The organism is Stenotrophomonas sp. RG-453, assembly GCF_033843685.1.
Classification (GTDB): domain Bacteria; phylum Pseudomonadota; class Gammaproteobacteria; order Xanthomonadales; family Xanthomonadaceae; genus Stenotrophomonas; species Stenotrophomonas bentonitica_A.
This window is the reverse complement of record NZ_JAMYED010000005.1, coordinates 344,725-370,263: the sequence shown is the minus strand read 5'-3', so window position 1 is coordinate 370,263 and position 25,539 is coordinate 344,725. Positions and strand designations below refer to the sequence as shown.

28 protein-coding genes are annotated in these 25,539 nt (G+C 66.9%); 15 read left to right on the top strand and 13 right to left on the bottom strand.

Annotated elements, in window-relative coordinates:
* Positions 1-15: 15 nt before the first annotated feature.
* Genes ctaD through NJD74_RS12345 form a run of 4 tightly spaced genes read left to right on the top strand, consistent with a single transcriptional unit; the run spans position 16 to position 3,252 of the window.
* A complete protein-coding gene (gene ctaD, locus NJD74_RS12360; protein ID WP_019185997.1) occupies positions 16-1,626 on the top strand; it encodes a cytochrome c oxidase subunit I in 1,611 nt (536 codons plus the stop codon).
* A gap of 8 nt (positions 1,627-1,634) precedes the next feature.
* Complete coding sequence (locus NJD74_RS12355) at positions 1,635-1,769, top strand: hypothetical protein (RefSeq protein WP_257785228.1); 135 nt, start codon at positions 1,635-1,637, stop codon at positions 1,767-1,769.
* On the top strand, positions 1,766-2,356 hold the full coding sequence (locus tag NJD74_RS12350; protein WP_019185995.1) for a cytochrome c oxidase assembly protein: 591 nt from the start codon (positions 1,766-1,768) through the stop codon (positions 2,354-2,356). The genes NJD74_RS12355 and NJD74_RS12350 overlap by 4 nt, the downstream gene beginning before the upstream one ends.
* Positions 2,357-2,376: 20 nt before the next feature.
* Positions 2,377-3,252, top strand: a complete 876-nt coding sequence (locus NJD74_RS12345) for a cytochrome c oxidase subunit 3 (RefSeq protein WP_319624269.1) — start codon at positions 2,377-2,379, stop codon at positions 3,250-3,252.
* 40 nt (positions 3,253-3,292) lie between these two features.
* On the opposite strand, the gene NJD74_RS12340 is transcribed toward NJD74_RS12345, so the two are convergent.
* Positions 3,293-3,511 (bottom strand): twin transmembrane helix small protein, encoded by a 219-nt coding sequence (locus tag NJD74_RS12340; protein WP_019185993.1) that lies wholly within the window; start codon positions 3,509-3,511, stop codon positions 3,293-3,295.
* Positions 3,512-3,568: 57 nt separating this feature from the next.
* On the opposite strand from NJD74_RS12340, the gene NJD74_RS12335 reads away from it, so the two are divergent.
* Genes NJD74_RS12335 through NJD74_RS12315 form a run of 5 tightly spaced genes read left to right on the top strand, consistent with a single transcriptional unit; the run spans position 3,569 to position 7,917 of the window.
* Positions 3,569-4,303: an SURF1 family protein gene (locus NJD74_RS12335; protein ID WP_319624268.1), complete on the top strand. Its 735-nt coding sequence runs from the start codon at positions 3,569-3,571 to the stop codon at positions 4,301-4,303.
* Between the two features lie 27 nt (positions 4,304-4,330).
* On the top strand, positions 4,331-4,906 hold the full coding sequence (locus tag NJD74_RS12330) for a hypothetical protein (protein ID WP_026070219.1): 576 nt from the start codon (positions 4,331-4,333) through the stop codon (positions 4,904-4,906).
* 10 nt (positions 4,907-4,916) lie between these two features.
* On the top strand, positions 4,917-6,128 hold the full coding sequence (locus NJD74_RS12325; RefSeq protein ID WP_070471541.1) for a COX15/CtaA family protein: 1,212 nt from the start codon (positions 4,917-4,919) through the stop codon (positions 6,126-6,128).
* A gap of 4 nt (positions 6,129-6,132) precedes the next feature.
* Positions 6,133-7,026, top strand: coding sequence for a heme o synthase (gene cyoE / locus NJD74_RS12320; RefSeq protein ID WP_046272851.1), 894 nt, complete (start codon positions 6,133-6,135; stop codon positions 7,024-7,026).
* A gap of 60 nt (positions 7,027-7,086) precedes the next feature.
* On the top strand, positions 7,087-7,917 hold the full coding sequence (locus NJD74_RS12315) for a calcium-binding protein (protein WP_319624267.1): 831 nt from the start codon (positions 7,087-7,089) through the stop codon (positions 7,915-7,917).
* A gap of 53 nt (positions 7,918-7,970) precedes the next feature.
* Here the strand turns inward: NJD74_RS12315 and NJD74_RS12310 are convergent, their stop codons facing one another.
* The 4 genes from NJD74_RS12310 to NJD74_RS12295 form a co-directional block, all read right to left on the bottom strand.
* A complete protein-coding gene (locus NJD74_RS12310; protein WP_319624266.1) occupies positions 7,971-8,969 on the bottom strand; it encodes a bile acid:sodium symporter family protein in 999 nt (332 codons plus the stop codon).
* A 52-nt stretch (positions 8,970-9,021) separates the two neighbouring features.
* Positions 9,022-9,492 carry a sulfur transferase domain-containing protein gene (locus NJD74_RS12305; protein WP_026070218.1) on the bottom strand — a complete coding sequence of 157 codons (471 nt, stop codon included), beginning with the start codon at positions 9,490-9,492 and terminating at the stop codon, positions 9,022-9,024.
* Positions 9,493-9,565: 73 nt separating this feature from the next.
* On the bottom strand, positions 9,566-11,296 hold the full coding sequence (gene dnaG, locus NJD74_RS12300) for a DNA primase (RefSeq protein WP_019185985.1): 1,731 nt from the start codon (positions 11,294-11,296) through the stop codon (positions 9,566-9,568).
* A 63-nt stretch (positions 11,297-11,359) separates the two neighbouring features.
* Entirely contained in the window at positions 11,360-12,274 is a 915-nt protein-coding gene (locus NJD74_RS12295; RefSeq protein ID WP_319624265.1) for a YihY/virulence factor BrkB family protein, read from the bottom strand.
* A gap of 147 nt (positions 12,275-12,421) precedes the next feature.
* Between NJD74_RS12295 and NJD74_RS12290 the strand changes: the two genes are divergently transcribed.
* Complete coding sequence (locus NJD74_RS12290; RefSeq protein WP_319624264.1) at positions 12,422-13,357, top strand: hypothetical protein; 936 nt, start codon at positions 12,422-12,424, stop codon at positions 13,355-13,357.
* 69 nt (positions 13,358-13,426) lie between these two features.
* Here NJD74_RS12290 and NJD74_RS12285 read toward each other — a convergent pair whose 3' ends face one another.
* Positions 13,427-13,873, bottom strand: a complete 447-nt coding sequence (locus NJD74_RS12285) for a GatB/YqeY domain-containing protein (RefSeq protein ID WP_319624263.1) — start codon at positions 13,871-13,873, stop codon at positions 13,427-13,429.
* 136 nt (positions 13,874-14,009) lie between these two features.
* Positions 14,010-14,225, bottom strand: a complete 216-nt coding sequence (gene rpsU, locus NJD74_RS12280; protein ID WP_002808376.1) for a 30S ribosomal protein S21 — start codon at positions 14,223-14,225, stop codon at positions 14,010-14,012.
* Between the two features lie 167 nt (positions 14,226-14,392).
* On the opposite strand from rpsU, the gene tsaD reads away from it, so the two are divergent.
* Positions 14,393-15,418 carry a tRNA (adenosine(37)-N6)-threonylcarbamoyltransferase complex transferase subunit TsaD gene (tsaD, locus tag NJD74_RS12275; protein WP_319624255.1) on the top strand — a complete coding sequence of 342 codons (1,026 nt, stop codon included), beginning with the start codon at positions 14,393-14,395 and terminating at the stop codon, positions 15,416-15,418.
* Positions 15,419-15,440: 22 nt separating this feature from the next.
* Here the strand turns inward: tsaD and NJD74_RS12270 are convergent, their stop codons facing one another.
* Positions 15,441-15,803 carry a hypothetical protein gene (locus NJD74_RS12270; protein ID WP_319624254.1) on the bottom strand — a complete coding sequence of 121 codons (363 nt, stop codon included), beginning with the start codon at positions 15,801-15,803 and terminating at the stop codon, positions 15,441-15,443.
* 242 nt (positions 15,804-16,045) lie between these two features.
* Here NJD74_RS12270 and folB point away from each other — a divergent pair, with 242 nt between their 5' ends.
* From folB to NJD74_RS12250, 4 genes are all read left to right on the top strand, one after another.
* Complete coding sequence (gene folB / locus NJD74_RS12265; RefSeq protein WP_019185979.1) at positions 16,046-16,414, top strand: dihydroneopterin aldolase; 369 nt, start codon at positions 16,046-16,048, stop codon at positions 16,412-16,414.
* Between the two features lie 26 nt (positions 16,415-16,440).
* Positions 16,441-17,715, top strand: a complete 1,275-nt coding sequence (locus NJD74_RS12260; protein ID WP_019185978.1) for a mechanosensitive ion channel domain-containing protein — start codon at positions 16,441-16,443, stop codon at positions 17,713-17,715.
* Between the two features lie 138 nt (positions 17,716-17,853).
* Positions 17,854-20,028, top strand: a complete 2,175-nt coding sequence (locus tag NJD74_RS12255; RefSeq protein ID WP_102788913.1) for a glycoside hydrolase family 3 N-terminal domain-containing protein — start codon at positions 17,854-17,856, stop codon at positions 20,026-20,028.
* 140 nt (positions 20,029-20,168) lie between these two features.
* Positions 20,169-20,804 (top strand): hypothetical protein, encoded by a 636-nt coding sequence (locus NJD74_RS12250; protein ID WP_319624274.1) that lies wholly within the window; start codon positions 20,169-20,171, stop codon positions 20,802-20,804.
* 68 nt (positions 20,805-20,872) lie between these two features.
* Here NJD74_RS12250 and NJD74_RS12245 read toward each other — a convergent pair whose 3' ends face one another.
* The 5 genes from NJD74_RS12245 to NJD74_RS12225 form a co-directional block, all read right to left on the bottom strand.
* Entirely contained in the window at positions 20,873-22,021 is a 1,149-nt protein-coding gene (locus NJD74_RS12245) for a PQQ-dependent sugar dehydrogenase (protein ID WP_266085489.1), read from the bottom strand.
* Positions 22,022-22,157: 136 nt separating this feature from the next.
* Positions 22,158-22,505 carry a hypothetical protein gene (locus NJD74_RS12240; RefSeq protein WP_102788914.1) on the bottom strand — a complete coding sequence of 116 codons (348 nt, stop codon included), beginning with the start codon at positions 22,503-22,505 and terminating at the stop codon, positions 22,158-22,160.
* A 105-nt stretch (positions 22,506-22,610) separates the two neighbouring features.
* Positions 22,611-23,912 carry an amino acid permease gene (locus NJD74_RS12235; protein WP_319624253.1) on the bottom strand — a complete coding sequence of 434 codons (1,302 nt, stop codon included), beginning with the start codon at positions 23,910-23,912 and terminating at the stop codon, positions 22,611-22,613.
* Positions 23,909-24,667 carry a L,D-transpeptidase family protein gene (locus NJD74_RS12230; protein ID WP_319624252.1) on the bottom strand — a complete coding sequence of 253 codons (759 nt, stop codon included), beginning with the start codon at positions 24,665-24,667 and terminating at the stop codon, positions 23,909-23,911. Before NJD74_RS12230 ends, NJD74_RS12235 begins: the two co-directional genes overlap by 4 nt.
* Before the next feature lie 17 nt (positions 24,668-24,684).
* Positions 24,685-25,533, bottom strand: coding sequence for a MurR/RpiR family transcriptional regulator (locus NJD74_RS12225; RefSeq protein ID WP_121042293.1), 849 nt, complete (start codon positions 25,531-25,533; stop codon positions 24,685-24,687).
* Positions 25,534-25,539: the final 6 nt, after the last annotated feature.

Sequence of the window (25,539 nt, the reverse complement as noted above, 5' to 3'; positions counted from 1 at the left end):
TGAGGTGTAGTTGCGATGGCGCATTCCGCAGTTGACCACGACGGGCATCACGGGCATCAGCAGGGGTTCTTCGAGCGTTGGTTCTTCTCGACCAACCACAAGGACATCGGCACGCTCTACCTGCTTTTCAGCTTCATCATGTTCATCATCGGTGCGGCGATGAGCGTGATCATCCGCGCTGAGCTGGCGCAACCGGGCCTGCAGTTCGTCAAGCCCGAGTTCTTCAACCAGATGACCACCGTGCATGCGCTGGTGATGATCTTCGGTGGCGTGATGCCGGCCTTCGTCGGCCTGGCCAACTGGATGATCCCGCTGCAGATCGGCGCGCCGGACATGGCGCTGCCGCGCATGAACAACTGGTCGTTCTGGCTGCTGCCGGTGGCCTTCAGCCTGCTGCTGCTGACCCTGTTCCTGCCCGGCGGCGCACCGGCCGGTGGCTGGACGTTGTATCCGCCGCTGTCGCTGCAGGGCGGCTACAACGTCGCCTTCAGCGTGTTCGCCATCCACGTGGCCGGCATCAGCTCGATCATGGGCGCGATCAACATCATCGCCACCGTGCTCAACATGCGCGCCCCCGGCATCGATCTGCTGAAGATGCCGATCTTCTGCTGGGCCTGGCTGATCACCGCGTTCCTGCTGATCGCGGTGATGCCGGTGCTCGCCGGCGCGGTGACGATGCTGCTCACCGACAAGTTCTTCGGCACCAGCTTCTTCAACGCCGCCGGTGGCGGTGACCCGGTGATGTACCAGCACATCTTCTGGTTCTTCGGGCACCCGGAGGTCTACATCATGATCCTGCCGGCGTTCGGCGTGGTCAGCGAGATCATCCCCACCTTCAGCCGCAAGCCGCTGTTCGGTTACCAGGCGATGGTCTACGCGATCGCCGCGATCGCCTTCCTGTCCTTCATCGTCTGGGCCCACCACATGTTCACCGTGGGCATGCCGCTGGGCGGCGAAATCTACTTCATGTTCGCCACGATGCTCATCTCCATCCCGACCGGGGTGAAGGTGTTCAACTGGGTCAGCACGATGTGGCGTGGCTCGCTCACGTTCGAAGCGCCAATGCTGTGGGCGGTGGCCTTCGTCATCCTGTTCACCATCGGTGGCTTCTCCGGCCTGATGCTGGCGATCGTGGTGGCCGACTTCCAGTACCACGACACTTACTTCGTCGTCGCGCACTTCCACTATGTACTGGTCACCGGCGCGGTGTTCGGGTTGATCGCTGCGGTGTACTACTGGTGGCCCAAGTGGACCGGGCGCATGTACAGCGAAACCTGGGCCAAGGTGCACTTCTGGTGGTCGATCGTGTTCGTGAACCTGCTGTTCTTCCCGCAGCATTTCCTCGGCCTGGCCGGCATGCCGCGGCGTATTCCGGATTACAGCGTGGCCTTCGCCGACTGGAACCTGATCAGTTCGATCGGTGCGTTCGGCATGTTCGTCACGCCCTTCATGATGGCCGCGATCCTGTGGCATTCGCTGCGCCACGGCGCTAAGGCCGCCGACCGTTGCTGGGAAGGAGCGCGTGGCCTGGAGTGGACGATCCCGTCGCCCGCGCCGGCCCATACGTTCACCACGCCGCCGACCATCCGTCCGGGTGATCTGGCCCATGACGACATCACCCATTGAGGCCGCTCATGACCACCACCACCCGCACGCCGGATGAGCAGGCCCTGCAACGTCGCCGCGCGCACCGCACCGCGTGGGCCGTCGGGATCGTCGCGGTGATGGTCTATGCCGGCTTCATCCTCAGCGGGGTGATCGGGCGATGAGCGATCCGCGCCCGGCACCGCCCGCACGTCATGCGGGCCTGCCCCGCCTGATCGGGGTGGCCCTGGCGGTGTTCGTGCTGACCTTCTCGCTGGTGCCGCTGTACCGCATCGCCTGCGAGAAGGTATTCGGCGTGCGCCTGGAACGGGGCCCGGGCGCGGCGGCGGGTACGGCGGCCGCCACCGGCAAGCGCACGGTGCGGGTGGAGTTCGATGGCGGTGTGAATTCCAAGCTGCCGTGGGCGTTCCATCCCGAACAGCTGACGATGGACGTGGTGCCCGGCGAGCTCAACGAAGCGCTGTATTACGCGCGCAATGACAGCGACCGCGCGCTGGTCGGCAGTGCGGTGCCGTCGGTGGCCCCGGCCAAGGCCTCGGGCTACTTCAGCAAGACCGAGTGTTTCTGCTTCACCGCGCAGACGCTGCAGGCCGGCGAGAAGCGCGACATGCCGGTGCGCTTCATCGTCGATCCCGACCTGCCGGCCAACATCACCACGATCACCCTGTCCTACACCTTCTACAAGAACGACGCTTTGTCCGCGCAGTTGGCCCCGGCCAGCCTGCCGACCGGCGCGCGTGCAGCTCCCTGATCCGGACCGGACCCAAGACCATGGCCCAGCAAAGCCCCGATGCGAACGTGTACTTCGTGCCCACGCACAGCAAATGGCCGTTCATCGGTTCCATCGCGATGATGGTGACGATGGTCGGCGTGGCCAGCTGGCTCAATGATTCCAGCTGGGGCAAGTGGACCTTCTACGCGGGCATCGCGATGCTGGTGCTGACCCTGTTCTGGTGGTTCAGCGACGTGGTGCGCGAATCGCAGGCCGGCAGCTACAACCGCCAGGTCGACGGCTCGTTCCGGATGGGGATGGTGTGGTTCATCTTCTCGGAAGTGATGTTCTTCGGCGCATTTTTCGGCGCACTGTTCTATACCCGCAACCTGGGCCTGCCGTGGCTGGGCGGTGCGGGCGACGGCGTGATGACCAACGAGCTGCTGTGGGATGGCTACTCGGCGGCGTGGCCCACCAACGGCCCCGGGGCCATCGGCGGGCATTTCCAGACCATTCCGGCCTGGGGCCTGCCGCTGATCAACACGCTGATCCTGCTGACCTCCGGTGTCACCCTGACCATCGCGCACCACGCGCTCAAGGCCGGGCATCGGCGCCAGCTGCTGGTCTGGCTGGGCATCACCGTGCTGCTCGGCCTGGGCTTCCTCACCCTGCAGGCGGAGGAGTACATCCACGCCTACAAGGAACTCAACCTCACGTTGGGCTCGGGCATCTACGGCTCGACGTTCTTCATGCTCACCGGCTTCCACGGCGTGCACGTGCTGCTCGGCACGATCATGTTGGCGGTGATGTGGCTGCGTTCCTCGAAGGGGCATTTCACCCGCGACAACCATTTCGGTTTCGAAGCCGCCGCGTGGTACTGGCACTTTGTCGACGTGGTGTGGCTGATGCTGTTCATGTTCGTCTACGTGCTGTAGCGTCGGTGCGACGTCCTGCCGCATCGACGCCGGTGCGGCTTCAGCCGCCGATGCCGTGGGGCTTGATCCAACCGCTGTAGATGCCGATGACCACCAGCACGATCAGCGCCACCGACACCGCGATGCGGCGGGTGAGGGCATTGACGGTGCGCTTGGTCTGGCCGCGATCGACCAGCAGGTAATACAGCCCGGCGCCCAGATTCCAGACGATGACGATCAGAAACGCGATTACCAGCAGGGTCTTCAACGAATCATTCATGCGCGGCTCGATGGCGTGGCGGGTGCGCCTATATCACCGCGTTTTGCCGGCGTTGTCATGATGCGCAAGCACACACGCCTGATCGGCTGGATCGCCGCGGTACTCGTCATCCTCGCGTTTTGCCAGCTCGGCCGCTGGCAACTGCAGCGCATGCATGAAAAAGAAGCGCTGCTGGCCCAGCAGGTGCCAGCGCGTGCGCAGTCACTCACGCTGCGCCAGGCGCTGGCGGCACCGCCGGTGCTGCGCTGGGTGGAGGACCGCGGCCGCTTCCTGCCGGGTACGCTGCTGCTCGACAACCAGACCCGCGATGGCCGGGCCGGGATCAAGGTCTACCAACCGTTCCAGAGTGATGACGGCGCACGGGTGCTGATCGACCTGGGTTGGCTGCCGATGCCGCCGGATCGTGTGATCCCGCCGATCACCCCGCATAGCGGCCCCACGGCCCTCAGCGGCCTGCTGGCGCCGCCGCCGGCTACCGGCCTGGCGCTGGGCCCGGTGCTGTCGCCCGCACCACAGCCGGGCGTATGGCTGGCCAGCCGGATGCCACCGGAAGAGATGGCGCGCGCGCTGTCGTTGCCGCCGGGCAGCCTGCAGGTGCGCGTGCTGCGGCTGGACCCTGCGCTGCCAGGCGGATATGCGCGGGATCTGGAGCTGCTGCCCAACACACTGCCGCCCAGTCGCCATCTGGGCTATGCCGTGCAATGGTTCGGGCTGGCGTTGACCGTGCTGGTGGTCGCGCTGGTCCTGGAATTCCGACGCCATCGCCGCCGGCGTGGCACTTCCCGGCGCTGACCGGCTCAACATGAGAAAATGCCGCCCATGAATGCCACTTCCCCGGCACGGCTGCCGTCCCGTTCGCGCGGCCGCTGGACCCTGATCGCCCTGTTCGGCGTGTTCTTCGGCGCCATGGCGTTGGCGGGCGTGCTGCGCTTCTCCGGCTGGCAGCCCACCGCGCACCGCAATACCGGGCAACTGCTGCAGCCGCCGGCGGACCTGCGCGCGCTGCCGCCGACCCTGGCCGACGGCCAGCCGTACCCGTGGAATCCCAACGAACGGACCTGGCGGATCCTGGTGGCCCCGTCTGCCAGCTGTACCAGCGAGTGCGTCACTTTGTCGCAGGGATTGGGCAAGGTGTGGCAGCTGTTCGGCCATAACGCCGATAATGTCGAGATCCTGTGGCTGGGCACGCCGCCGGCCGAGGTCCAGGGCATGCCCGCCCTTCGCGCGCTGCGCGCCCAACCGGACCTGCGTGCCGCTTTGCCCGCCGTGGATGACGCCGCCGGCACGCCTGTGTATGTGATCGATCCCAACGGTTTCGTGATCATGCGGTACGCGCCGGGATTCGATATGGCCGGTCTGCGCAAAGACCTGGCCACGCTGCTGAAACTGAAGTGAGTTCTGTTCGATGAGCCTCTCCGCACGCCCGGTGCTGCACCGCAATTTCCACCGTCTGGCGTGGTTTGCACTGATCATGACGGCCAGCACGATCATGTTCGGCTCGTTCGTGCGCTTGTCCGATGCGGGCCTGAGCTGCCCGGACTGGCCGACCTGCTATGGCCGTGTCACCTGGCCGCAGCACGCCGAGGAAGTGATCGGCCACGAGGCCGCCAAGATCCGCCCGCTGGAAACGCACAAGGCGTGGCGCGAGCAGGTGCACCGCTTCCTGGCCGGCGCACTCGGTATCGAGATCCTCACCCTGGCGCTGCTGGCTACGCGCCGCCGTCGCTGGGGCAGCACTGCGGTCATCACCGCCTGTGTGCTGGTGGCGACCGGGATACCGCTGTACATGATGGGCATGCACGTCCCAGCGAGCATCATCGCCCTGATCGGCGAGGCGATCCTGCTGATCGCCGCGTTGCGGTGGACCAATATCGACCTGGCCCGCGCCGCGTTGCTGACGTTGGCCGTGGTCATCTTCCAGGCGCTGCTCGGCATGTGGACGGTCACCTGGCTGCTCAAGCCGATCGTGGTGATGGGCCATCTGCTTGGCGGCATGCTGATGTTCGGCCTGCTGGTGTGGATGGCGTGGCGCGCCACGCACATGCCGATCACCCTGGCCGAAGCGCCCAAGCTGAAATGGCTGATCCGTGCCGGCGTGGCCGTGCTGGTCGCGCAGATCGCCCTCGGCGGCTGGGTCAGTGCCAACTACGCCGCACTCGCCTGCGGTGGCGGCAGCGCCTCGCTGGACAACTTCCCGCGCTGCGTCAGCCAGTGGTGGCCGCCGCATGACTTCAAGGAAGGCTTCACCCTGTGGCGCGGCATCGGCGTGGATTATGAAGGGGGCGTGCTGGATGGCGCCTCGCGCATCGCGATCCAGATGGCACACCGGATGATGGCGATCGTGGTGGCCGTGTACCTGCTGTGGCTCTCGGTGCGCCTGTTCCGCCTGCCGAGCATGCGCGGCTGGGCGAGCGCACTGGGCCTGCTGGTGGTGCTGCAGATCACCCTGGGCATCCTCAACGTGAAGCTGGCGGTGCCGCTGGAAGTGGCCGTCGCGCATAGCGGTGGCGCGGTGGCGCTGCTGTTCGTGCTGGTGACGCTGCTGGCGCGCCTGCGCGCGCCGGATGCCGAGGGCGGCAAGGCCGGCGCTGCCTCCCCTGCCGTGCAGGCGGGCTGACGGCATGGCCAGTTACCGTCAGTACTGGGATCTGACCAAGCCCAAGGTCGTCGCCCTGATCGTGTTCACCGCGCTGGTGGGCATGTTCCTGGCCATCCCCGGGCTGCCGACCGCGCAGCAGGCGCTGGACGGCGCGCTCGGCTTCCTAGGCATCTGGCTGGCCGCCTCGGCCGCCGCGGCGATCAACCAGCTGCTGGACGCGCGCATCGATGCACAGATGGCGCGCACCTCGTGGCGCCCACTGGTGGTGGGCAAGGTCAAGCCGTGGCAGGTGCTGGTGTTCGCCGGCCTGCTGATCGCGCTGTCGATGACGATCCTGGTGGTCTGGGTCAACGTCATCACCGCGGTGCTGACCTTTGCCTCGCTGATCGGGTACGCGGTGATCTACACCGTGTACCTCAAGCGCGCGACCTCGCAGAACATCGTCATCGGTGGCCTTGCCGGCGCTACCCCGCCGATGCTCGGCTGGGCCGCGATCACCGGCATGCAGGGCCCGTGGGACTGGGCCTACGCATCGCTGCTGGTGCTGATCATCTTCATCTGGACCCCACCGCACTTCTGGGCCCTGGCGATCTTCCGTCGCGAGGATTACGCCAAGGCGGAGATCCCGATGCTGCCGGTGACCCATGGCGTGGCGTACACACGCAAGTCGATCATGGTCTATTCGATCGCCCTGGCCATCGTCAGCATCCTGCCGGTCGTGTTCGGCATGAGTGGCATGTTCTACCTGGGCGGTGCGATCGTGCTCAATGCGGTCTTCCTCTGGTACGCCTGGCGCATGCTGAATCCGCCGGATGAGATCTTCTCGATGAAGATGTTCGGCTACTCCATCGTTTACCTGATGGCGCTGTTCGCCTTCCTGATGGTGGACCACTGGATGCTGCCCTGGTTGCAGTAACCGCCTTGAATCGGTGATTCGCCGTCGCCATTGCTTCTCTACCGAACAGGGAGTGACGGTATGAAGCGATGGCGTTGGATGGCAGGGTGGGTGATCGGGTTGGCGTTGGGTGCGGCCAATGCGGCACCGGCACCGGTAGCACCAGTGGAGGACACGGCTGCGCAGATCATCCAGCATGCAGGCGATGCGCGCCTGATCGTCCTCGGCGAGTACCACGGCACCGCTGAAACGCCGCGGCTCGTGGCCGATCTGGTGGAGCGCTACAGCCGCGACAACGCCGCGGTTCAGCTGGGACTGGAGATGCCGATGAGCGAGAACGTCGCGCTCGCGCGCTACCTGCGCTCCAACGGTGATCCTGATGCGCGTGAAGCACTGCGGACCACCCCGTTCTGGTCCGTCAAGGATAACCAGCATGACGGACGGCGAAGCCGGGACATGCTCGACCTGATCGAATCCATTCGATCGCTGCGCGCGCAGGGACGCAATGTCGGCGTCGCCGGCTATGACGTGGAGAGCGGAGCGTCCAACGGCAACGAGGCGCGCGACGCCGCCATGGCCACGCATCTGCACCAGCAGTTCAACGCGCTGCCGCCCGGCGCCCGGATGCTGATGCTGACCGGCAACGTGCATGCGATGCGCAGCCCGCCCGCAGATGCGCCACCGGAGATGCAGCAGCGCACGATGGCCTCCCACCTGCTGGATCTGCCGCTGTACAGCGTGCGCCTGGAGGCCTTGCGCGGTCATTTCTGGGCCTGCGTGCAGCCCTGCCGCGCGCTGCCGCTGATCGAGCGCGCACCACGTGATCCCGAACTCAGTACTGCGCAGGATCGGCAGTACGATCTGGTGGTGTTCCTGCCCGGACTCAGCGTCGGCACGCTGACGGCGCCCTAGGGCTGGCTCCGCGGCCTGCGTGACGAGGCCGCGCAGGCTGCAGTATTGCCGTCTCAGTCCTGCCGGGTGACGGGCGTCGGTTCCACTGGATCACGCGCATACCGCTGCGCGATCATCGCGCAGACGATCAGCTGGATCTGGTGATAGATCATGATCGGCAGCACGATCGCACCGAGGCTGCCCCCGGCGAACAGCACCTTGGCGATGGGCACGCCGGTGGCCAGGCTCTTCTTGGAGCCGCAGAACAGGATGGTGATCTCGTCTTCGCGGTTGAAGCCCAACCGGCGCGCGATGAAGCGGATCAGCGGCATCGCGATGCCGAGCAGTACTGCTGCCACCACGGCCACACTGAGCAGCGACAACAGCGGCGTCTTGCTCCACAGCCCTTCGCTCACCGCTTCGCCGAAGGCGGAATAGACCACCAGCAGGATCGTGCCCTGGTCGGTGTAGCGCAGCAGGGCGCGCTGCTTTTCGACCCAGCGGGCGATCCAGGGCCGCAGCAGGTGGCCGGCCACGAACGGCACCAGCAGCTGCAGCATGATGCTGACGATGGCCTGGCCGGGGTTGTGCATGCCGCCTTCGGTGCCGGCCAGCAGGGCCAGCAGCAGCGGGGTCAGGAACACGCCGAGGATGCTCGACAGCGAGGCGCTGCACACGGCCGCCGGGACGTTGCCACGGGCGATCGAGGTGAACGCGATCGAGGACTGCACGGTGGACGGCAGCGCGCACAGGAACAGCACGCCGATGTACAGCTCGGGGGTGAGCAGCCAGCCATCCAGCGGTTTGAACATCAGCCCCAGCAACGGGAACATCACGAAGGTGCAGGCCAGGATGGTCAGGTGCAGGCGCCAGTGCAGCAGGCCGGCGACGATCGACTCACGCGGCAGGCGTGCGCCGTGCAGGAAGAACAGTGCGGCGATGGCGACGTCGGTGACATCGTTCAGGACCATCGCGGCGGCGCCGTCCATCGGCAGGAAGGACGCCAGCAGCACGGTGCAGAGCAGGGCGAGGGTGAAGTTGTCCGGTCGCAGGCGCGACCACCAGCGGGTCATGGTGGGCAGGCTCCTGTAGAGCAGGGAAGTGGGCGGGAGAAGAAGAGCGGGGTCAACGCGCGGCGTCCTGCTCCAGCAGGACACGGGTCGGCGCTTCCAGCGAGGTCATGCCGGCCTCGCGGCCGAACTGCAGCGCCTGGTCCACCGAGGCACCGTCACGCGCCTCCAGCACGGCCAGCAATGCACCGGCGCGGTTGCCGGAGGCGCAGTGCAGCAGCACCGGGCCCTGGCTCTGCGCCAAGGCGGTACGCAGCGCCTGCGCGTTGGCGTCGGTCAGGCCGGCGGCACCCGCAACGGGAATGCGCACATAACGCAGGCCCAGGCGCTCGGCCGCGGCGGTTTCATCGAAGCCACGCGCCTCGTCGGGCTGGCGCAGGTCGATCACGGTGGTGATCCCGGCCGCGGCCGCCTGCTGCAGCTCGGCAGCGCTGGGTTGCCCGGCGGTGTACAGCTGCGGCCGTGGCTGTGCGAATGGCAGTTCCGCCGCCCAGGTGGGCAGGCACGGTGCGAACAGCGCGGCCATGACGCCAGCGCGGAGCCAGCGGACGATCGGTGCGGTGGAACGTGCGATGTGGGATGCCACGGCGGCTCCGTCGTCAGAAGCGGAGGGTGCTGCGCGCCTTGAGCAGTTCGCGCAGCTCGTACTTGTCAGTATCGTCCAGACCCTGCTGGCTCTGCTTTGCCTGAAGCTCATCCAGACGTTGCATCAGCAGCTGTTTCTCCAGCTGGGCCACGGCGTCATGCAGTTCCTGGGTCCACATTGCCTCGTCGCCGGGCAGGGTCTGTGCGGCCAGCTTGTGCAGCGCGTCCTGTTCCTCGCGCCCGTCGAAGTGCTCCAGCAGCGCGCCGGTGCTGATGTCCGGGCGCTGCTCGACCAGGGTCAGCAGTTCGGTCAGCAGTTCGATGCCGGGCAGGCGCAGGCCGGTGAAGTGGTGGCCTTCCAGGGTCATCGCCAGCGAGGGCTGCTGCAGCAGGATCGCGATGGCCGCACGCACCAGGCTGCGGCGCTGTGCCGGTGCGACCGCGCGCTGTGGCGGCCGCGAAGGAGCCGCGGATGCGCTGGGCTTGGCGCCCAGGCCGGTCAGCGTGGTCAGCTGCTGCTTCATCAGGTCGCCGAAGGCGCCATCGGGAATCTGCGCCAGCATCGGCTTGGCCCGTTCGGCCAGGCGTGCCTTGCCGTCGAGCGTGCCCATGTTGACCTCACGGGTGAGCTCGTCGAAGAAGAACTGCGACAGCGGCGTGGCCTGCTGCAGGCGGGCATCGAAGCCCTCGCGGCCTTCCTTGCGCACGATGGTGTCCGGGTCTTCGCCGTCGGGCAGGAACAGGAAGAAGGCCTGGCGACCGTCCTTCATGCGCGGCAGCACCGACTCCAGCGCACGCCAGCCGGCGCGACGGCCGGCGGCATCGCCGTCGAAGCAAAAGAACACGTCCGGCGCATTGCGGAACAGCAGCTCGGCATGGTCCGGCGTGGTCGCCGTGCCCAGCGTCGCCACCGCCTGGGTAACGCCGAACTGGAACAGCGAAACCACGTCCATGTAGCCCTCGACCACAATCAGCCGCTCGATCTTCTGGTTGGCCTGGCGCACCTGCCACAGGCCGTACAGCTCGCGGCCCTTGTGGAACAGCGCGGTCTCTGGCGAGTTGAGGTACTTCGGGCCGTCGTCCTTCTCCATGACCCGGCCGCCGTAGGCGATCACGCGGCCACGGCGGTCGAAGATCGGGAACATGACCCGGTCGCGGAACTTGTCGTAGACGTGGCCGCGATCGTTCTTGGAGAACAGGCCGGCGCGGTCGAGCAGCTTCATCCGCCGCTCGTCCTTGCCCAGCGCATCCTTCAGCGCGCTGTAGCCGTCCGGTGCGTAACCGATGGCGAAGCGCTCGCGGTTTTCTTCATCGACACCGCGCTGATCCAGGTAGGCGCGCGCCTTGTCGCTGCCCTTCAATGCGGTCTGGAAGAAGCGCGTGGCCGCGTCCAGTGCCGAGTACAGATCGCGGCTGTCGTCCTGCTGCTGGGCGGTGCGCGGCTGGGTATCGCGCGGCACCTCCATGCCCACGCGCTTGGCCAGCTCATCGACCGCGTCGAGAAACTCGAGGCGGTCGTAATTCATCAGGAAACTGATCGCCGTGCCATGCGCGCCGCAGCCGAAGCAGTGATAGAACTGCTTGGTTGGCGAGACCGTGAACGAGGCCGAGCGCTCGTCATGGAATGGGCAGCGCGCCGCGTATTCCTTGCCCTGGCGCTTCAACGGCACACGGCTGCCCACCACCTCGACAATGTCGGAGCGGGCCAGCAGGTCGTCGATGAATGCGTCGGGGATACGGGCCATGGGCAGCAGGCGGGGGCATGGCCGGTCACGGCCACGCGCGGAAGCGGGGGTACCGCTAGTCTACTAGCTGCTGGCCGGTTCGCCCGGTTTCGGTGGCTCCACGCCAGCCTCGGCAAGCACCGCATGGGCGCGCAGGCGCTCGTCGATCACCGAGGTCATCAGCGCGCCGACGAAGAACACCACGGTGGCGTAGTAGATCCACACCAGCGAGATCACCAGGGCGCCCATCGAGCCATACGCGCTGCCCGGTGCGACGGTGGCGATGTACAGGCCGATGCCATAACGGCCCAGCGCGAACAACGCCGAGGTGATCGCACCGCCGATGAAGGCCTGGCGCCACGCCACGCGGCGGTCGGGCAGGTAGTGGTAGAGGAAGGCGAAGCCCACCGTGTACAGCGCCAGGCTGGTGAGATAGCCGATCGCCGGCAGGACCGAGGGCAGGTGCGCGAAGACCACCTGCAGCATGGTGGTGGCGGTCATCGACAGGATCAGCAGGAAGCCCAGCGCCAGGACCACGCCGAAGGAGAACACGCGCTTGCGCAGCCACGCCACGATCCCATCCAGGCGCTCGCCGCTGGTGTTGAAGATCAGGTTCAGGGCGTTCTGCAGCTGGGCGAACACCGCCGTGGCGCCGATGAACAGCAACAAGGTGCTCCAGACCCCCGCCAGCGTGCCGATGTCCGGCTGGTTGTTGGCGTTGCTGAGCACGGTTTCGGCCACCGAGGCGGCACTGGTGCCGGCCACATCGTTGATCTGGCCCAGCAGCGCCTGCTGCGCCGGGGGATACAGCGAGGCCGTCAGCCACAGCAGCAGGACCAGCAGCGGCGCCATCGAGAGCAGGGCATAGAAGGCCAGCGCGGCGGCCTGGGTCATCACGTCCGCATCGATGAAACGGCGCACCAGTACGGCGGGAAAGCTCTTCTCCAGCCGCGCCATGTGCTTGCGGACCTTGGACAGGGAGGGGCTCGGTTGGTGCATGGACGGCGTCGGGTCGGGAGCGAGGCCCCTGTTCTAGCAAATGGCCGGGGTGCGCCGGGTGAAGCGGTCCGGTCACGGCGTGACCTTGACGGATATCGCGCTATCCTTTTTCCCGGTTTTCCACCTTCACAGCAGAAAGGACGCTTCATGAAAGGAATGGTCTACACGACGATGGCGCTGTTGGCGGCCGCAGGTCCGGCGATGGCCGCCGGGGCCTGCGACAAGGCCTTCAAGATGGTAGGGGACGCGCGCAACGGTGCGCTTTACATGGCCGATGTCACCGTACCGGGCCTGAAGGTGCAGAGCGCGCTGGACCAGTTGCGCAAGATTGGCGGCGATGACGAATTCGAAGTCGCTGGTCAGCTGGTGCAGGGCGATACCGGCGACCAGTACCTGATCCAGCGCAAAGGGCTGCGCACCCCGCTGGTACTGGTGGGCACCGCCGACCGTACCGGTCGGGTCACCCTGGCGACCAAGCTGGCCCGGGGCCAGTCGGTCGAGCCGGCGGCGGCCAAGCAGTCGATGTGCGGGATGCTGGACAAGCTCAAGGCGGGCAGCCAGGGCGACGCGGTTGCTGCAGCGGGACGCACCCAGTACCCCATGCCGGCCATGGAGGCCGTGGCGGCCCCGGATCTGTCCAAGATGATGGGCAAGGAAGTCAAAGACACGATGGCCCTGTACCGCAGTGCCGGTGCCTTCAAGGACCTGATGCTGGGTACCACCACCAACAAGGAAGACAAGGGCGACCGTTCGGCCACGTTCCTGCCGCTATACGCCAAGTATGTGGGGCGGCGCTACCAGATCGACGGCCAGATCTATACCGTCAATCCCAACACGTACTCGACCAAGCCTGGTGACATCGGCTCGATCAACTATCTGGTCACGCCAACCCGCGGCCTGCTGCGCGTCCGCCAGAGCGACAGCTACAACAACAACAACTACACCATCCGCTGCGAATTCGCGTCCGACCAGGCCGCCAACTTCACCATGCTGCGCGAGCGCGACTGGGCCAAGCTGGAAGGCGAGATCAGTTCGATCGAGGAAAGCTCGATGACACTGCGCAATTGCCGCCAGGCCTCCTGACAGCGGACCTGCTGAAACTGAAAAGGCCCGCGAAATGCGGGCCTTTTCATAGGCGGCGTGGCGGCGGGATCAGCCGGCCAGCTGCTGCTTGACCAGCTTGGACACCAGGCCCATGTCGGCCTGGCCGGCCAGACGCGGCTTGAGCGCGCCCATCAGCTTGCCGATGTCGGCGGGGGTGGTCGCGCCGGTTTCGGCGATGGCGGCCTGGATGGCGGCCACGATCTCGGCTTCGCCCAGCTTGGCCGGCAGGTACTGGTCGATGACCGCGATTTCCTCGCGCTCGATCACGGCCAGGTCTTCGCGACCGGCGGCCTCGAACTGGGTGACCGAGTCCTTGCGCTGCTTGACCATCTTTTCCAGCACGGCGAGCACGGCGGCGTCGTCCAGCTCGATGCGCTCATCGACTTCGCGCTGCTTGATCGCGGCGTTCATCAGGCGGATCACGCCCAGGCGGTGCTTCTCGCCGGCCTTCATGGCGGCCTTCATGTCATCGGTGAGCTGCTGCTTCAGGCTCATGGGAACACCTCGTGTCGGTGGAAATGGGAAGCGGGGCGCCGAAGCGCTGGAACGCAAAAAGCCGGTAACGCTCGCGCGTTCCGGCTTCGGCTCCGTCACGACAGGCCAGGGCCCGCCGTATCGAAGTTGCGTCCGATCAGTACAGGCGCTGACGCTTGGTAACGTCGCGCGACGAACGGCGCAGCTGACGCTTCACAGCAGCGGCAGCCTTACGCTTACGCTCCTGGGTCGGCTTTTCATAGAACTCGCGCTTGCGGGTTTCGGCCAGCACGCCGGCCTTTTCGCAAGTGCGCTTGAAGCGACGGAGCGCAAACTCGAAGGGCTCGTTCTCGCGGACTTTAACGCTGGGCATGGAATCTCCGGGACACAGTAGAACCGGGTCACGCCCGGTGAGAGCCGCACATTATAGCGGCGAGAAAAGAAGTTGCAACCCACCCCGGCGAACTTCTTGGCCACGGGTGATGCTGAGACAGGCCAGCGTACGTCTGCCGGGGCCTGAAGAGGTCCATAATACCCGTTATGCGAGTCCTTGGTATCGAATCTTCCTGCGATGAGACCGGCGTGGCGGTGTATGACACCTCCCTGTCCGGGATCGACGCCCTGCGCGCCCACGCGGTCTACAGCCAGATCGCCCTTCACGCCGAGTACGGCGGGGTGGTGCCCGAGCTGGCCAGCCGCGACCACGTGCGCAAGCTGCTGCCGCTGATCCGCCAGACCCTGGCCGACGCCGGCATGACCGTGGCCGACATCGACGGGGTGGCCTACACGGCCGGGCCCGGCCTGGTCGGCGCGCTGCTGGTCGGGGCGGGCGTGGCCCGTTCGTTGGCCTGGGCGCTGGAGGTGCCGGCGGTCGGGGTCCACCATATGGAAGGGCATCTGCTGGCCCCGCTGATGGAAGACGACCCGCCGCAGGCGCCGTTCGTGGCCCTGTTGGTGTCCGGCGGGCATACCCAGCTGGTGGCGGTGGACCGGGTCGGCCAGTACCGCCTGCTCGGCGAAACCCTGGACGACGCCGCCGGCGAGGCCTTCGACAAGACCGCCAAGCTGATGGGCCTGCCGTACCCCGGTGGCCCGCAGTTGGCGGCCCTGGCCGAGCGCGGCACGCCGGGCCGGTTCAAGTTCACCCGGCCGATGACCGACCGCCCCGGGCTGGATTTCAGCTTCTCCGGGTTGAAGACCCAGGTCCTGCTGGCCTGGCGCGACAGCGACCAGAGCGAGCAGACCCGCGCCGATATCGCGCGCGGTTTTGAAGATGCGGTGGTCGACACCCTGGCGATCAAGTGCGAACGCGCGCTGGATGCGGCGGGCACCGATGTGATCGTGGTGGCTGGCGGCGTCGGGGCCAACAAGCGCCTGCGCGCCAAGCTGCAGCAGATGGCCGCCCGCCGCGGTGGCCGCGCCTGCTTCCCGCGCCCGGCGCTGTGCACCGACAACGGCGCGATGATCGCCTTCGCCGGCGCCCTGCGTCTGGAAGCGGGCCAGCACACCCCGCCGCAGGTGCAGGTCACCCCACGTTGGGACATGGCGACGCTGCCGGCGGTGTGAGGTCAGCAGCGGCGCTGCTTCATCACACCGGCCGATCCAGCAGCAGCGGAGTCACCGCTTCATGGCCAGGCATCCACTCCGCCGTGGGTACGCACCGCCGTTCGACGACCCGCCGGATGGCGTCAACGTCGTCTGCAAGGGCGCGGGCGAAGATCGGCTCGTGATGGGCGATGCGATTGCGCAATCGCCGGATCTCCTCCAGATCGTCATGGATCTGCGCACGGGTGACATGCCACGGCGTTGACGCGTCCGCGCCGGGCAGGACGGCTGCCATGCAATGCGACCATAGCCGAGCATCAAAGCGCTGCGTGAATATCTTCTGCCAGAACACAAAGCCGAGTGCCGGAATGACGTCTGCCGCATCCCTGTTCAAGCGCAGGGTCACGCGCTGCAGCTCGTCTCATTTGGCGTAACCAATCATTGACTCCACTCGGCCCCGGACGTAGTTTTACCCCGCGCGCCACCGGGACTCGCGGATGGAACTCCCATCTCCGCCCGGGGACAAGCAGTAAGCAGAGGGCCCCGCAAGGGGCCCTTTGTCCTTCTCGGCGGACGCCCAACGCCCGATTCCCGGCACATTCCGGACAGCCCCGTTACCATGGTCGCCATCTTCCACGTGGCATGGCTATGGACAAGGTATTCATCGAGGGGCTCGAGATCGATGCCCTGATCGGGATCTACGACTGGGAACGGCGGATCCGCCAGACCCTGCGTTTCGATCTGGAAATGGGCTTCGACAACCGCCGTCCGGCGGCCAGCGACGACATCGCCGATACCCTCAATTACAAAGCCGTGAGCAAGCGCATCGAGCAGTTCGTGCGTGACTCGGACTATGGCCTGGTCGAAACCCTGGCCGAGCGCATCGCCGAGATCGTGCTGCGTGAATTCAAGGTGCAATGGCTGCGCCTGAAGCTCAGCAAGCCCGGCGCGGTGCGCGGTGCGCGCGCGGTGGGCGTGATCATCGAGCGCAGCGCGCAGGACCTGGCAACGCCCTGATACCCCGATTAGGAGATCGATACACGATGTTGGATGCGGTAGTGGCAACCCGATGGCTGGACAGTGTCCAGCAGACCCTCGAACCCTGGCCCTGGGCCTACACCCTGCTGGTGCTGGCAGCGCTGGCCCTGGCGGCCTGGCTGGCCAACTTCGTCACCAAGAAGATCCTGCTGCGCGGCCTGCGCAAGCTGGTCAGCCGCCTGCCTGGCCATAGCGCCGGCAATGAAGGCGGCAACAACCTGCGGGTGATTTCGCGGTTGTCCAACGTGGTGCCGAGCATGGTCATCGCCGCCGGCATCCGGATCGTGCCGGACCTGCCGCCGGAGCTGGTGGCGTTCGTGATCGGCGCCTGCCGGGCGTGGGCGGTGCTGACCGTGGCGCTGGCCGTCTCGCATGCGCTGGATGCCGCCAACGATCTGTACGAGCGGCGCCCGGATGCGCGCAACAAGCCGATCAAGGGCTACCTGCAGGTCGTGAAGATCATCGTCTTCGTGATCGCCGGCTTGTCGATCGTGGCGACCCTGCTGGGCGTGAAGCTCGGCCCGCTGGTGACCGGCCTGGGCGCGGCCACCGCGGTGCTGATGCTGATCTTCCAGGACACCATCCTCTCGTTGGTGGCCAGCGTGCAGATCAGCGGCGATGGCCGGGTGCGGCTGGGCGACTGGATCGAAATGCCGAGCCAGAACGCCGATGGTGATGTGATCGATATCGCGCTGCACACCATCACCGTGCAGAACTTCGACAAGACCATCACCACCATCCCGACCAAGAAGCTGGTGACCGAGTCGTTCAAGAACTGGCGTGGCATGCAGGAAGCGGGTGGGCGCCGGATCAAGCGCTCGCTGTACCTGGACCAGCACAGTGTCGGCTTCGTCGATGCGCCGATGCTGGCCGAGCTGGAGCAGTTCGCGGTGCTGGGCGATTACCTTCGCGGCAAGCAGGCCGAACTGCAGCAGTACAACGCCGACCTGCAGGCCAAGGGCGTCGCCGCCGTCAACGCGCGCCGGGTGACCAACCTGGGCACCTTCCGCGCCTATGTCGAGCGCTACCTGCAGCACCATCCGGGCATCCATACCGAAATGACCCTGCTGGTACGGCAGCTGCAGCCCACCACCCAGGGCCTGCCGCTGGAGATCTACTGCTTCACCCGCAGCACGGCGTGGGGCGAGTACGAGGGCGTGCAGTCGGACGTGTTCGATCACCTGCTGGCGATCCTCCCGGCCTTCGGGCTGCGGGTTTTCCAGGAATCCAGCGACGCCATGTTGATGGCGGGGCAGCAGCGCCTGGCCGCTGCGGAGTAAGCTCCTGTGCCCCTGTCGCTGCCCGTGCGGTGGCGGGGGTCTTCCCTCCGGGGAAGAAAAATGAACGCAAAAGTCATTCACAACGGCCTCGGGAACGCTAGAATCCCGGGCTTGTAAACGTTTTCATAAGGACAGCCGGTGGCCGCCGATCGTATCGAAACCCTCATTGCCCAGATGACCGTCGAAGAAAAAGTCGGCCAGCTGGGTGTGTTCGCCGACATGGTCCGCCCGTTCGCGCCGGATGTGAATCCGGAAGCCAACGTCAGCAATGCCGACCAGGTGCTGCAGCAGGTGCGCGAGGGCAAGGTGGGCTCGCTGTTCAATGGCGTGGGCGTGGAAGCCGGCCGCCGCATCCAGCAGGTCGCGCTGGAAGAAAGCCGCCTGAAGATTCCGGTGATCCTGGCCGCGGACGTGATCCACGGCATGCGCACCGTATTCCCGATCCCGCTGGGCGAGGCCGCCAGCTTCGAGCCGGACCTGGCCGAGCGCACCGCCCGCGCCACCGCGGTGGAAGCGACGGCAGCCGGCCTGCATTGGACCTATGCGCCGGCCGTGGATATCGCCCGCGACCAGCGCTGGGGCCGTGGCGCCGAGGGCGCCGGTGAAGACGTGGTGCTGGGCTGTGCGTTCGCCGCCGCCCGCGTGCGCGGTTTCCAGGGCCCGGACCTGCGCGCCGCCGATGCACTGCTGGCCACCCCGAAGCATTTCGCCGCCTACGGCGCGGTGATGGCCGGCATGGAATACAACATGGTCGACATCTCGCCGCAGACCCTGCGCGACGTGCACCTGCCGCCGTTCAAGGCCGCTTTCGAAGCCGGTGCCCTGACCGTGATGTCCTCCTTCAACGACATCAACGGCGTGCCGGCCAGCGCCAATGCCGAGCTGTTGACCGACATCCTGCGCGGGGAGTGGAAGTTCCCGGGCGTGGTGATCTCCGACTACACCGCCGACATGGAACTGGTCGCGCACGGCTACGCCGCCGATGACCGCGACGCCACCGCCAAGGCCTTCACCGCCGGCCTGGACCTGAGCATGCAGAGCGGCTTCTATGCCGAACACCTGCCGGGCCTGATCGAGAGCGGCGAAGTCCCGATGGCCACGCTGGACGAGTCGGTGCGCCGCATCCTGCGCCTGAAGGAAGCGATCGGCCTGTTCGACGACCCGTACCGTTCGCTGGATCTGGCGCGCGAAGCGGACACCTCGCATATCGCCGCGCATGACGAACTCTCGCGCGATGCCGCGCGCCGTTCGATCGTGCTGCTCAAGAACGCCGAGTCGGTGCTGCCGCTGAAGAAGGCCGGGCAGAAGATCGCGCTGATCGGGCCGTTCGTGCAGGATCGCGACAACATCGAAGGCTGCTGGACGCTGTTCGGCGACAAGTCGCGCTACGTCACCCTGGAAGCCGGCGTCCGCGCGGCGATCAGCGATGAAGCACTGCTGGAAATCGTGCCGGGCTGTGATCTGGAAGCGGCCGTGCAGGACGGTATCGAACAGGCCGTGGCCGCCGCGCTGCGTGCCGACGTGGTGGTGCTGGCCCTGGGCGAACCGCAGCGCTACAGCGGTGAGGCGCAGTCGCGCGTTGAGATCACCTTGCCGCCGGCGCAGCAGGCGCTGGCCGAAGCGGTGGCGATGACCGGCAAGCCGCTGGTCGTGCTGCTGCGCAATGGCCGCGCGCTGGCCCTGCAGGGCGCGGTGCGCAATGCCCATGCCGTGGCGATCACCTGGTACCTGGGCACCCAGACCGGGCACGCCGTGGCCGATGTGCTGTTCGGCGATTACAACCCGTCCGGCCGCCTGCCGGTGAGCTTCCCGCAGGTGTCGGGCCAGCAGCCGTATTTCTACAACCACCCGCGCACCGGTCGCCCGGAACTGCCGACCATGTCGGAGTTCAAGGCGCGCTGGCGCGAAATTCCGAACGAGCCGGCATACGCGTTCGGCCACGGCATGGGCTACACCACCTTCGCCTATGGCGTGCCGCAGCTGAGCAACGCGCAGCTGGGCTGGGACGACACCCTGACCATCACCACCACGCTGACCAATACCGGTGCGGTGGCAGGTGAGGAAGTGGTGCAGCTGTACATCCACGATCGCGTGGCCAGCCGCGTGCGGCCGGTGCGCGAGCTGAAGGGCTTCGACAAGATCGCGCTGCAGCCGGGACAGAGCACCGAGGTGACCTTCACCCTGGATCGCCATGCACTGGGCTTCACCGGCCGCGATGGCGTGTTCCGCGCCGAGCCGGGCCAGTTCGAGCTGTGGGTGTGCGCCTCGTCGGTCAGCGGCGAGCCGGTGATCTTCGAGCTGCTGGCCGCCTGAGCCGGCCTCGCTTCACCCGGTAGTGCCGGCCAGCGGCCGGCACTACCGTATCCATCATCGGCGGCTGACGTTCCGGCGGGTACGCTGGCTCCCCCGTGAACCCGATGGAGCCACCCATGCGCCTGTCCCGTACTCCTTTGTTGCTGGCCTTGGCCAGCCCGCTGTGGCTGGCCGCCTGCAGCCCGTCGTCGCCGCCGCCGGCTGACACCGCCGCTGCGGATCCCGCCCAAGGCCCGGCCACCGCCATTCCCGAAGGCCGCCCGACGCCGGGTGACACCGTGCCGTCCTCGGGCCTGTCGCCGGATGCGGTCACGGCCGGCAGCCCCGCGCCGGATGCCGACGCGCCTTCCGCTGGCGGTGCAACGACACCTGCTGCGGACGCCGCCGCCACACCTGCCGCGCCGACCAGCGCTGGCACCGGCGATGTCCGCCAGCGCATCGATCAGGTGCTTGGCGACGCGGCCCAGTACGAAGCTGTGTTCAATGCCTTCCAGAAGGCGGTCAACGGCGGCGATCGCGCGGCCGTGGTCGAGGAAGTGCGTTTCCCGTTGAACATCGCCAATGGCGCCAGGATCACCGGCCCCGGCGAGTTCCAGCGCAACTACGAGCGCATCCTGACCCCGGCCGTGCGCAAGGCCATCGCCGCGCAGAAGTTCGACGACGTCATGGTCAACCAGCAGGGCGTGATGATCGGCGACGGCCAGGTCTGGCTCAACGGCGCGTGCCTGGATCAGGCGTGCAACCGCACCGAAGTCAAGGTCGTGACCATCCAGTAAGCACGTGCAGCGCTTGAACGCACGTGAGGTGGGCAGGCTGCCGGCGATGCGCCGGCAGCCTGTCTGGCTCAGGCTTTCGGCGTGAGCTTGAGCAGCTTGCCGTTGCTGCCGTCTTCGAGCAGCCAGATCGCGCCATCCGGACCCTGTTCGATCTCGCGGATGCGCTCGCCCATGTCGAAGCGCTCGGCCTCGCGGGCGTTGTCGCCGTCGAAGGCCACGCGCACCAGCGCCTTGGAGGACAGGCCGCCAATGAAGCCACTGCCGTCCCACTTGGGGAACTGTTTGCCGTTGTAGATGATGAAACCGGCCGGCGAGATTACCGGGGTCCAGGTCACCTTGGGCGCGGCGAATTCCGGGCGGGTGGAATGGTCGGGAATGTCGCGGCCGTCGTAGTGATTGCCGTTGGAGACGATCGGATAGCCGTAGTTGGCCCCGCGCTCGATCAGATTCAGCTCATCGCCGCCGGCCGGGCCCATCTCATGCACCCACAGCTTGCCGCGCGCATCGAAGGCGATGCCCAGCGCATTGCGGTGGCCGAGCGACCACACCTGCGCGGCCACGCCGCCCTGCGAGGCGAACGGGTTGTCGGCGGGCACGCTGCCGTCGTCATTGAGGCGGACCAGCTTGCCGAGGTTGCCGCCCATGTCCTGGGCCGGATCGAACTTCTGGCGCTCGCTGGACGTGATCCACAGCTTGCCGTCCGGACCGAACGCGAGGCGATGGCCGTAATGCCCCTTGCCGCTCACTTTCGGGGTCTGGCGCCAGATCACCTTCAGGTCTTCCAGCGTGCCGCTGCCATCGGCCGCCAGCGCCAGCCGCGCACGTGCAACCGCAGCGCCACGGGTATCACCGTCGCCTTCTTCGGCGTAGCTGAGATAGATCCACTGGTTCTTCGCGAAGTCCGGGTGCGGCAGCACATCGCCGAAGCCGCCCTGGCCGCCGTAGGCGACGTCAGGGACGCCGGTGATGGTGGCGGTTTTGCGGGTCTGCACGTTGAAGTGCTTCAGCGCGCCTTTCTTCTCGGTGACCAGCAGGCTGCCGTCGGGCAGGAAACTCATCGCCCAGGGCTCGTTGAAGCGGGCGAATTCGGTGGCGGCGAACGGCCACTGCGCTTTTTCCACCGCCGGGGCGGCGGCCTTGTCGGCAGCAACACAGGCGGTGGTGAACAGGGCGGGGGTGAGGCTGATGGCGAGGGTAAGCAAGAGCTTGCGGGTCATGGAAGTCTCCGTCGGGGAGGCGATGGCCAACCCCTGTTGTACACCATGCCCATCAACGCCGCGTGGACCAGAGGTCCTGCCCACACGATAACGGCGACCCGAGGGCCGCCGCTGGAGGTGAATCGGGGAGTGCGCGTCAGGCGCCGCGCGGGACGCCCTTGTCCAAGTGCGCCTGGCGCAGCGCAGTGGACTCATCCCAGCCGCGGCGCACCGCATTGCGGGCCTGTTCCCAGCTCAGCTTGCTCTGGCCATGTTCCTGCGCCCAGCGGGCCTGCAGCTCGGCTTCCACTTCTTCATACGCGCGGATCATGTCGTCAGCGCGGGTGCGATGGCCGAGCTGGTACGCCGGCTCGTAGTCATCGAAGAACTGGTTGTTGTCATAGTACGGTTCGCTTGGAAAGCGCTCACGCCAGTAATCCGATACGGCCTGGCGCGGGACACCGTCTTCCGGCACCCGGCCGGGAATCTGATAGTCAGTGCTCATGTGTTGGCTCCGGTTGGGTGAGGCTTCACCGTACCCAAAGCCGGGTTAACGCCATGGACCGGCGAGGTGAATGACACATCAAGTGCCATTCACCTGCACACCTGCTCAGGCTTGGTGATCGCGGCGCGGGAATTTATAGATGACCGCGCCTACCGCGAAGGCGATGCCTGCCGCCGCGATGTTCTGCCAGCTCGCGCTGGCGAACAAGGCCAGGCACAACAGCAGTGCGAGGATCGGGATCAGCGGTCCGCCGGGCAGCTTCAACGCGCCAGGGCGATCACGGAACCGGCGCGCCAGCACCAGCACCGCCGCGGCCGTGCCGATGTAGGCGAACAGGCGCGTGGTCATCGACAGCAGCGCCAGCTGCACGAACGAACCGGACAAGGCCAGCGCCAGGGCGATCAGGCCCTGCGCGATGATCGCCGCCGCCGGGGTGCGGAAGCTCGGATGCACCTGCGCCAGGATCTTCGGTCCGTAGCCATCGCGCGCCAACGCAAACAGGAAGCGCGGACCCATCATCATCGTGTTGCTGTTGGTGCCGAGGATGGAGATCGTTGCGCCCACGGTGAGGATCAGGGCGAGGGTGAGCCCGCCGAAGCTGGCGGCGGCATCGGCCAGCGGCGTCGGCGAACTGGCCAGCCCGGCCAGCGTGCCCTGTGCGATGAACTGCACCGCGCCGTAAATCACGGTGACAGTGATGATCATGGTGATCAGGGCGAAGGGAATATCGCGGCGCGGGTTCTTGTACTCACCGGCAGCGGCCGGGATGTTTTCGAAACCGGCATAGGCATACAGCAGCAGGAGCGCTGCTTCGCCCATGCGCTGCAGATCGTGCGGGTCCGGGCGTACGCCGGAGAAGGCCAGGTCGGTATCCACGTAGAACGCGCCGATCGCCACGAACAGCACCAGCGGCAGCAGCTTGCCGATCACCAGGATCACACCGGTACGCGCGGCCGAGCGCACCCCGGCCACGTTCACCGCGGTGAGGAAGCCCAGCGATACCACGATGACCGCGATACGGCCGATGTCATGCCCGGCCCAGGGCCAGAAGCGCGCCACCGCATCGGCCAGTGCGTTGCTGAGCGCTGCCGCCGAGCTGATGCGGGTGAGCCAGATCATCCAGCCGATCTCGAACCCGGCAAACCGGCCGAATGCCTCGCGCGCATACAGATAGCTGCCGCCGGGCTCGTCGAAATAGCTGGCCGCCTGCGCATAGCAGAGCACCAGCAGGGCGACCACGATGCCGGCCGCGACCACCCCCCACAGGCTGAAAGGACCGAGCAGGGCAACGGTGGCGGCCGGCAGCAGGTAGATGCCACTGCCGATCACATCGTTGATCGAGAGCCCCACGATCTGCCAGCGGCTGACCGCGCGTTCGAGCTGCGGATCCGGCGGTGCGGTACTCACGGTACGCTCCCCGCCAGCACGGGCAGCTGCCACTCGGCCTGCAGGCGCTGGTACTCCGCGCGCGGCAACAGCACGAAGCGCGGCCGCGCGCTGGCGTCCAGCCACGCCAGCAGCGTGGTCATGCGCGCCGGGTCCATCGCGGTGCAGCCGGCGGTCGCCTCACCGGGTGTGCGCCACAGGTGGGCGAAGATGCAGCTGCCACGGCCGGGCGTCGCTTTCGGGTTGTGCTCGATGACGAAGCCTTCGCGGTAGCGCACGTCGCCCTTGTTGTGCAGGTCCAGCCGCATCGGTTCGGTCGAGCCTTCCACCGCATCGGCACCGACCACCTCGGCATCGACGATGCGGTTGTAGTACGGCGAGTCCGGCACATCCATGCAGTAACTGGTGTCGCGCATCGGCTGGTAGGGCAGGCCGCTGGTGACGCCGCGCGCATAGCCGAAGGCCGGGCCGATCGCGAAGATGCCGGCCGGGCTGCGGCCATCGCCTTCCTGCTTCCGTGGCGTCCCGGACTGGGCCGGGTGCAGCCCTTCGCCCCACGCGCTGCCGCTGCGGCCCACGGCGACATCGAAGGCGGCGCCCTGCGGCTGCCAGCCCTTCGCGGTGCGCTCGAAGGCCTGCAGCTTGCCCTGGGTGGCATCCCAGCCCTCGGTGGTGACCACGACCAGTTGTGTGCTGCCCTCCAGCGCGGCGGCGAACACGGGGGCGGCGATGACCAGCATCACGGCGGCGGTGACGGAGCGGAACAGCGGCATCATCGTGGCGGACTCCAGGATCAGCTGTCGATCAAATGTTCGATCCGTTCCAGGTTCACCCCGAGCTGGCGGTGGCGGTCCGGGTTGGCGTGGCACAGCAGGACGAAGACAACATCCAGCAGGGACTGCAATGAGGAACGGTACAGCAGTTGTGCCACGTGCGGCGCCGGGTCGTGGGCGCACAGCACCAGGCTGGCATCGGCGTGCGCGCGCAGCGGATTGGCGCTGTGGCGGGTGATCGAGACCACCTTGCCGCCCATGTCCTGGAACTGGCGCGACAGCTGGAACAACTGCGGCAGCTTGCCGAATTCGGAGAACACCAGCATCGCATCTCCGGGCCGCGCGGCCGAGAGGTTGGCCATCATCAGGATCGGGTCGGCGTGGTGCACGGTGAGCATGCCGAGCAGCGACAGCCGCATGGCGAACTCGCGCGCGTACAGGCCGTCATCGCCCAACCCGTAGACGAATACCTTGGGCGCCCCATCGATCAGCTGCACGATGGCTTCGATGTCGGCCTGGGGATTGGCCAGCCAGGTCTCTTCTTCGGCCGCGGCTTTGCTTGCGCGCAGGCGCTCGGCGATCTGGGTGAAACCGTCGGCCGCCTCGGGCGCCGGTGGCCGGCTGTGCGGGTCGTTGCCGGCGCGCGCGACGGCCTCGCCGATGGAGTACTTGAGATCGGGGTAGCCCTTGAAGCCCAGCTTCTGGCTGAACTTGACCACGCTGGACTGGCTGATCCCCAATGCACTGGCCAACTGCTGGGAGGAGTAATCGCGCAGGAGATGGGCGTTGTCGAGGATGAAGTCGGCGATGCGACGTTCGATCGCCGACATGTGGTCACGCTCGGAGCGGATTTTCACCAGGGGCGGCATGGGGAG

Bases quoted from the DNA above. Each gene is read 5' to 3' on its own strand.
- dnaG (WP_019185985.1), bottom strand. From the start codon at position 11,296: ATGGCCCGTATCCCCGACGCATTCATCGACGACCTGCTGGCCCGCTCC.
- NJD74_RS12225 (WP_121042293.1), bottom strand. From the start codon at position 25,533: ATGCCGCCCCTGGTGAAAATCCGCTCCGAGCGTGACCACATGTCGGCG.
- NJD74_RS12345 (WP_319624269.1), top strand. From the start codon at position 2,377: ATGGCCCAGCAAAGCCCCGATGCGAACGTGTACTTCGTGCCCACGCAC.
- tsaD (WP_319624255.1), top strand. From the start codon at position 14,393: ATGCGAGTCCTTGGTATCGAATCTTCCTGCGATGAGACCGGCGTGGCG.
- cyoE (WP_046272851.1), top strand. From the start codon at position 6,133: ATGGCCAGTTACCGTCAGTACTGGGATCTGACCAAGCCCAAGGTCGTC.
- NJD74_RS12240 (WP_102788914.1), bottom strand. From the start codon at position 22,505: ATGAGCACTGACTATCAGATTCCCGGCCGGGTGCCGGAAGACGGTGTC.
- NJD74_RS12245 (WP_266085489.1), bottom strand. From the start codon at position 22,021: ATGACCCGCAAGCTCTTGCTTACCCTCGCCATCAGCCTCACCCCCGCC.
- NJD74_RS12305 (WP_026070218.1), bottom strand. From the start codon at position 9,492: ATGGCCGCGCTGTTCGCACCGTGCCTGCCCACCTGGGCGGCGGAACTG.
- rpsU (WP_002808376.1), bottom strand. From the start codon at position 14,225: ATGCCCAGCGTTAAAGTCCGCGAGAACGAGCCCTTCGAGTTTGCGCTC.
- NJD74_RS12355 (WP_257785228.1), top strand. From the start codon at position 1,635: ATGACCACCACCACCCGCACGCCGGATGAGCAGGCCCTGCAACGTCGC.
- NJD74_RS12310 (WP_319624266.1), bottom strand. From the start codon at position 8,969: ATGACCCGCTGGTGGTCGCGCCTGCGACCGGACAACTTCACCCTCGCC.
- NJD74_RS12260 (WP_019185978.1), top strand. From the start codon at position 16,441: ATGTTGGATGCGGTAGTGGCAACCCGATGGCTGGACAGTGTCCAGCAG.
- NJD74_RS12230 (WP_319624252.1), bottom strand. From the start codon at position 24,667: ATGATGCCGCTGTTCCGCTCCGTCACCGCCGCCGTGATGCTGGTCATC.
- NJD74_RS12340 (WP_019185993.1), bottom strand. From the start codon at position 3,511: ATGAATGATTCGTTGAAGACCCTGCTGGTAATCGCGTTTCTGATCGTC.
- NJD74_RS12315 (WP_319624267.1), top strand. From the start codon at position 7,087: ATGAAGCGATGGCGTTGGATGGCAGGGTGGGTGATCGGGTTGGCGTTG.
- NJD74_RS12330 (WP_026070219.1), top strand. From the start codon at position 4,331: ATGAATGCCACTTCCCCGGCACGGCTGCCGTCCCGTTCGCGCGGCCGC.
- folB (WP_019185979.1), top strand. From the start codon at position 16,046: ATGGACAAGGTATTCATCGAGGGGCTCGAGATCGATGCCCTGATCGGG.
- NJD74_RS12335 (WP_319624268.1), top strand. From the start codon at position 3,569: ATGATGCGCAAGCACACACGCCTGATCGGCTGGATCGCCGCGGTACTC.
- ctaD (WP_019185997.1), top strand. From the start codon at position 16: ATGGCGCATTCCGCAGTTGACCACGACGGGCATCACGGGCATCAGCAG.
- NJD74_RS12285 (WP_319624263.1), bottom strand. From the start codon at position 13,873: ATGAGCCTGAAGCAGCAGCTCACCGATGACATGAAGGCCGCCATGAAG.
- NJD74_RS12290 (WP_319624264.1), top strand. From the start codon at position 12,422: ATGAAAGGAATGGTCTACACGACGATGGCGCTGTTGGCGGCCGCAGGT.
- NJD74_RS12325 (WP_070471541.1), top strand. From the start codon at position 4,917: ATGAGCCTCTCCGCACGCCCGGTGCTGCACCGCAATTTCCACCGTCTG.
- NJD74_RS12295 (WP_319624265.1), bottom strand. From the start codon at position 12,274: ATGCACCAACCGAGCCCCTCCCTGTCCAAGGTCCGCAAGCACATGGCG.
- NJD74_RS12350 (WP_019185995.1), top strand. From the start codon at position 1,766: ATGAGCGATCCGCGCCCGGCACCGCCCGCACGTCATGCGGGCCTGCCC.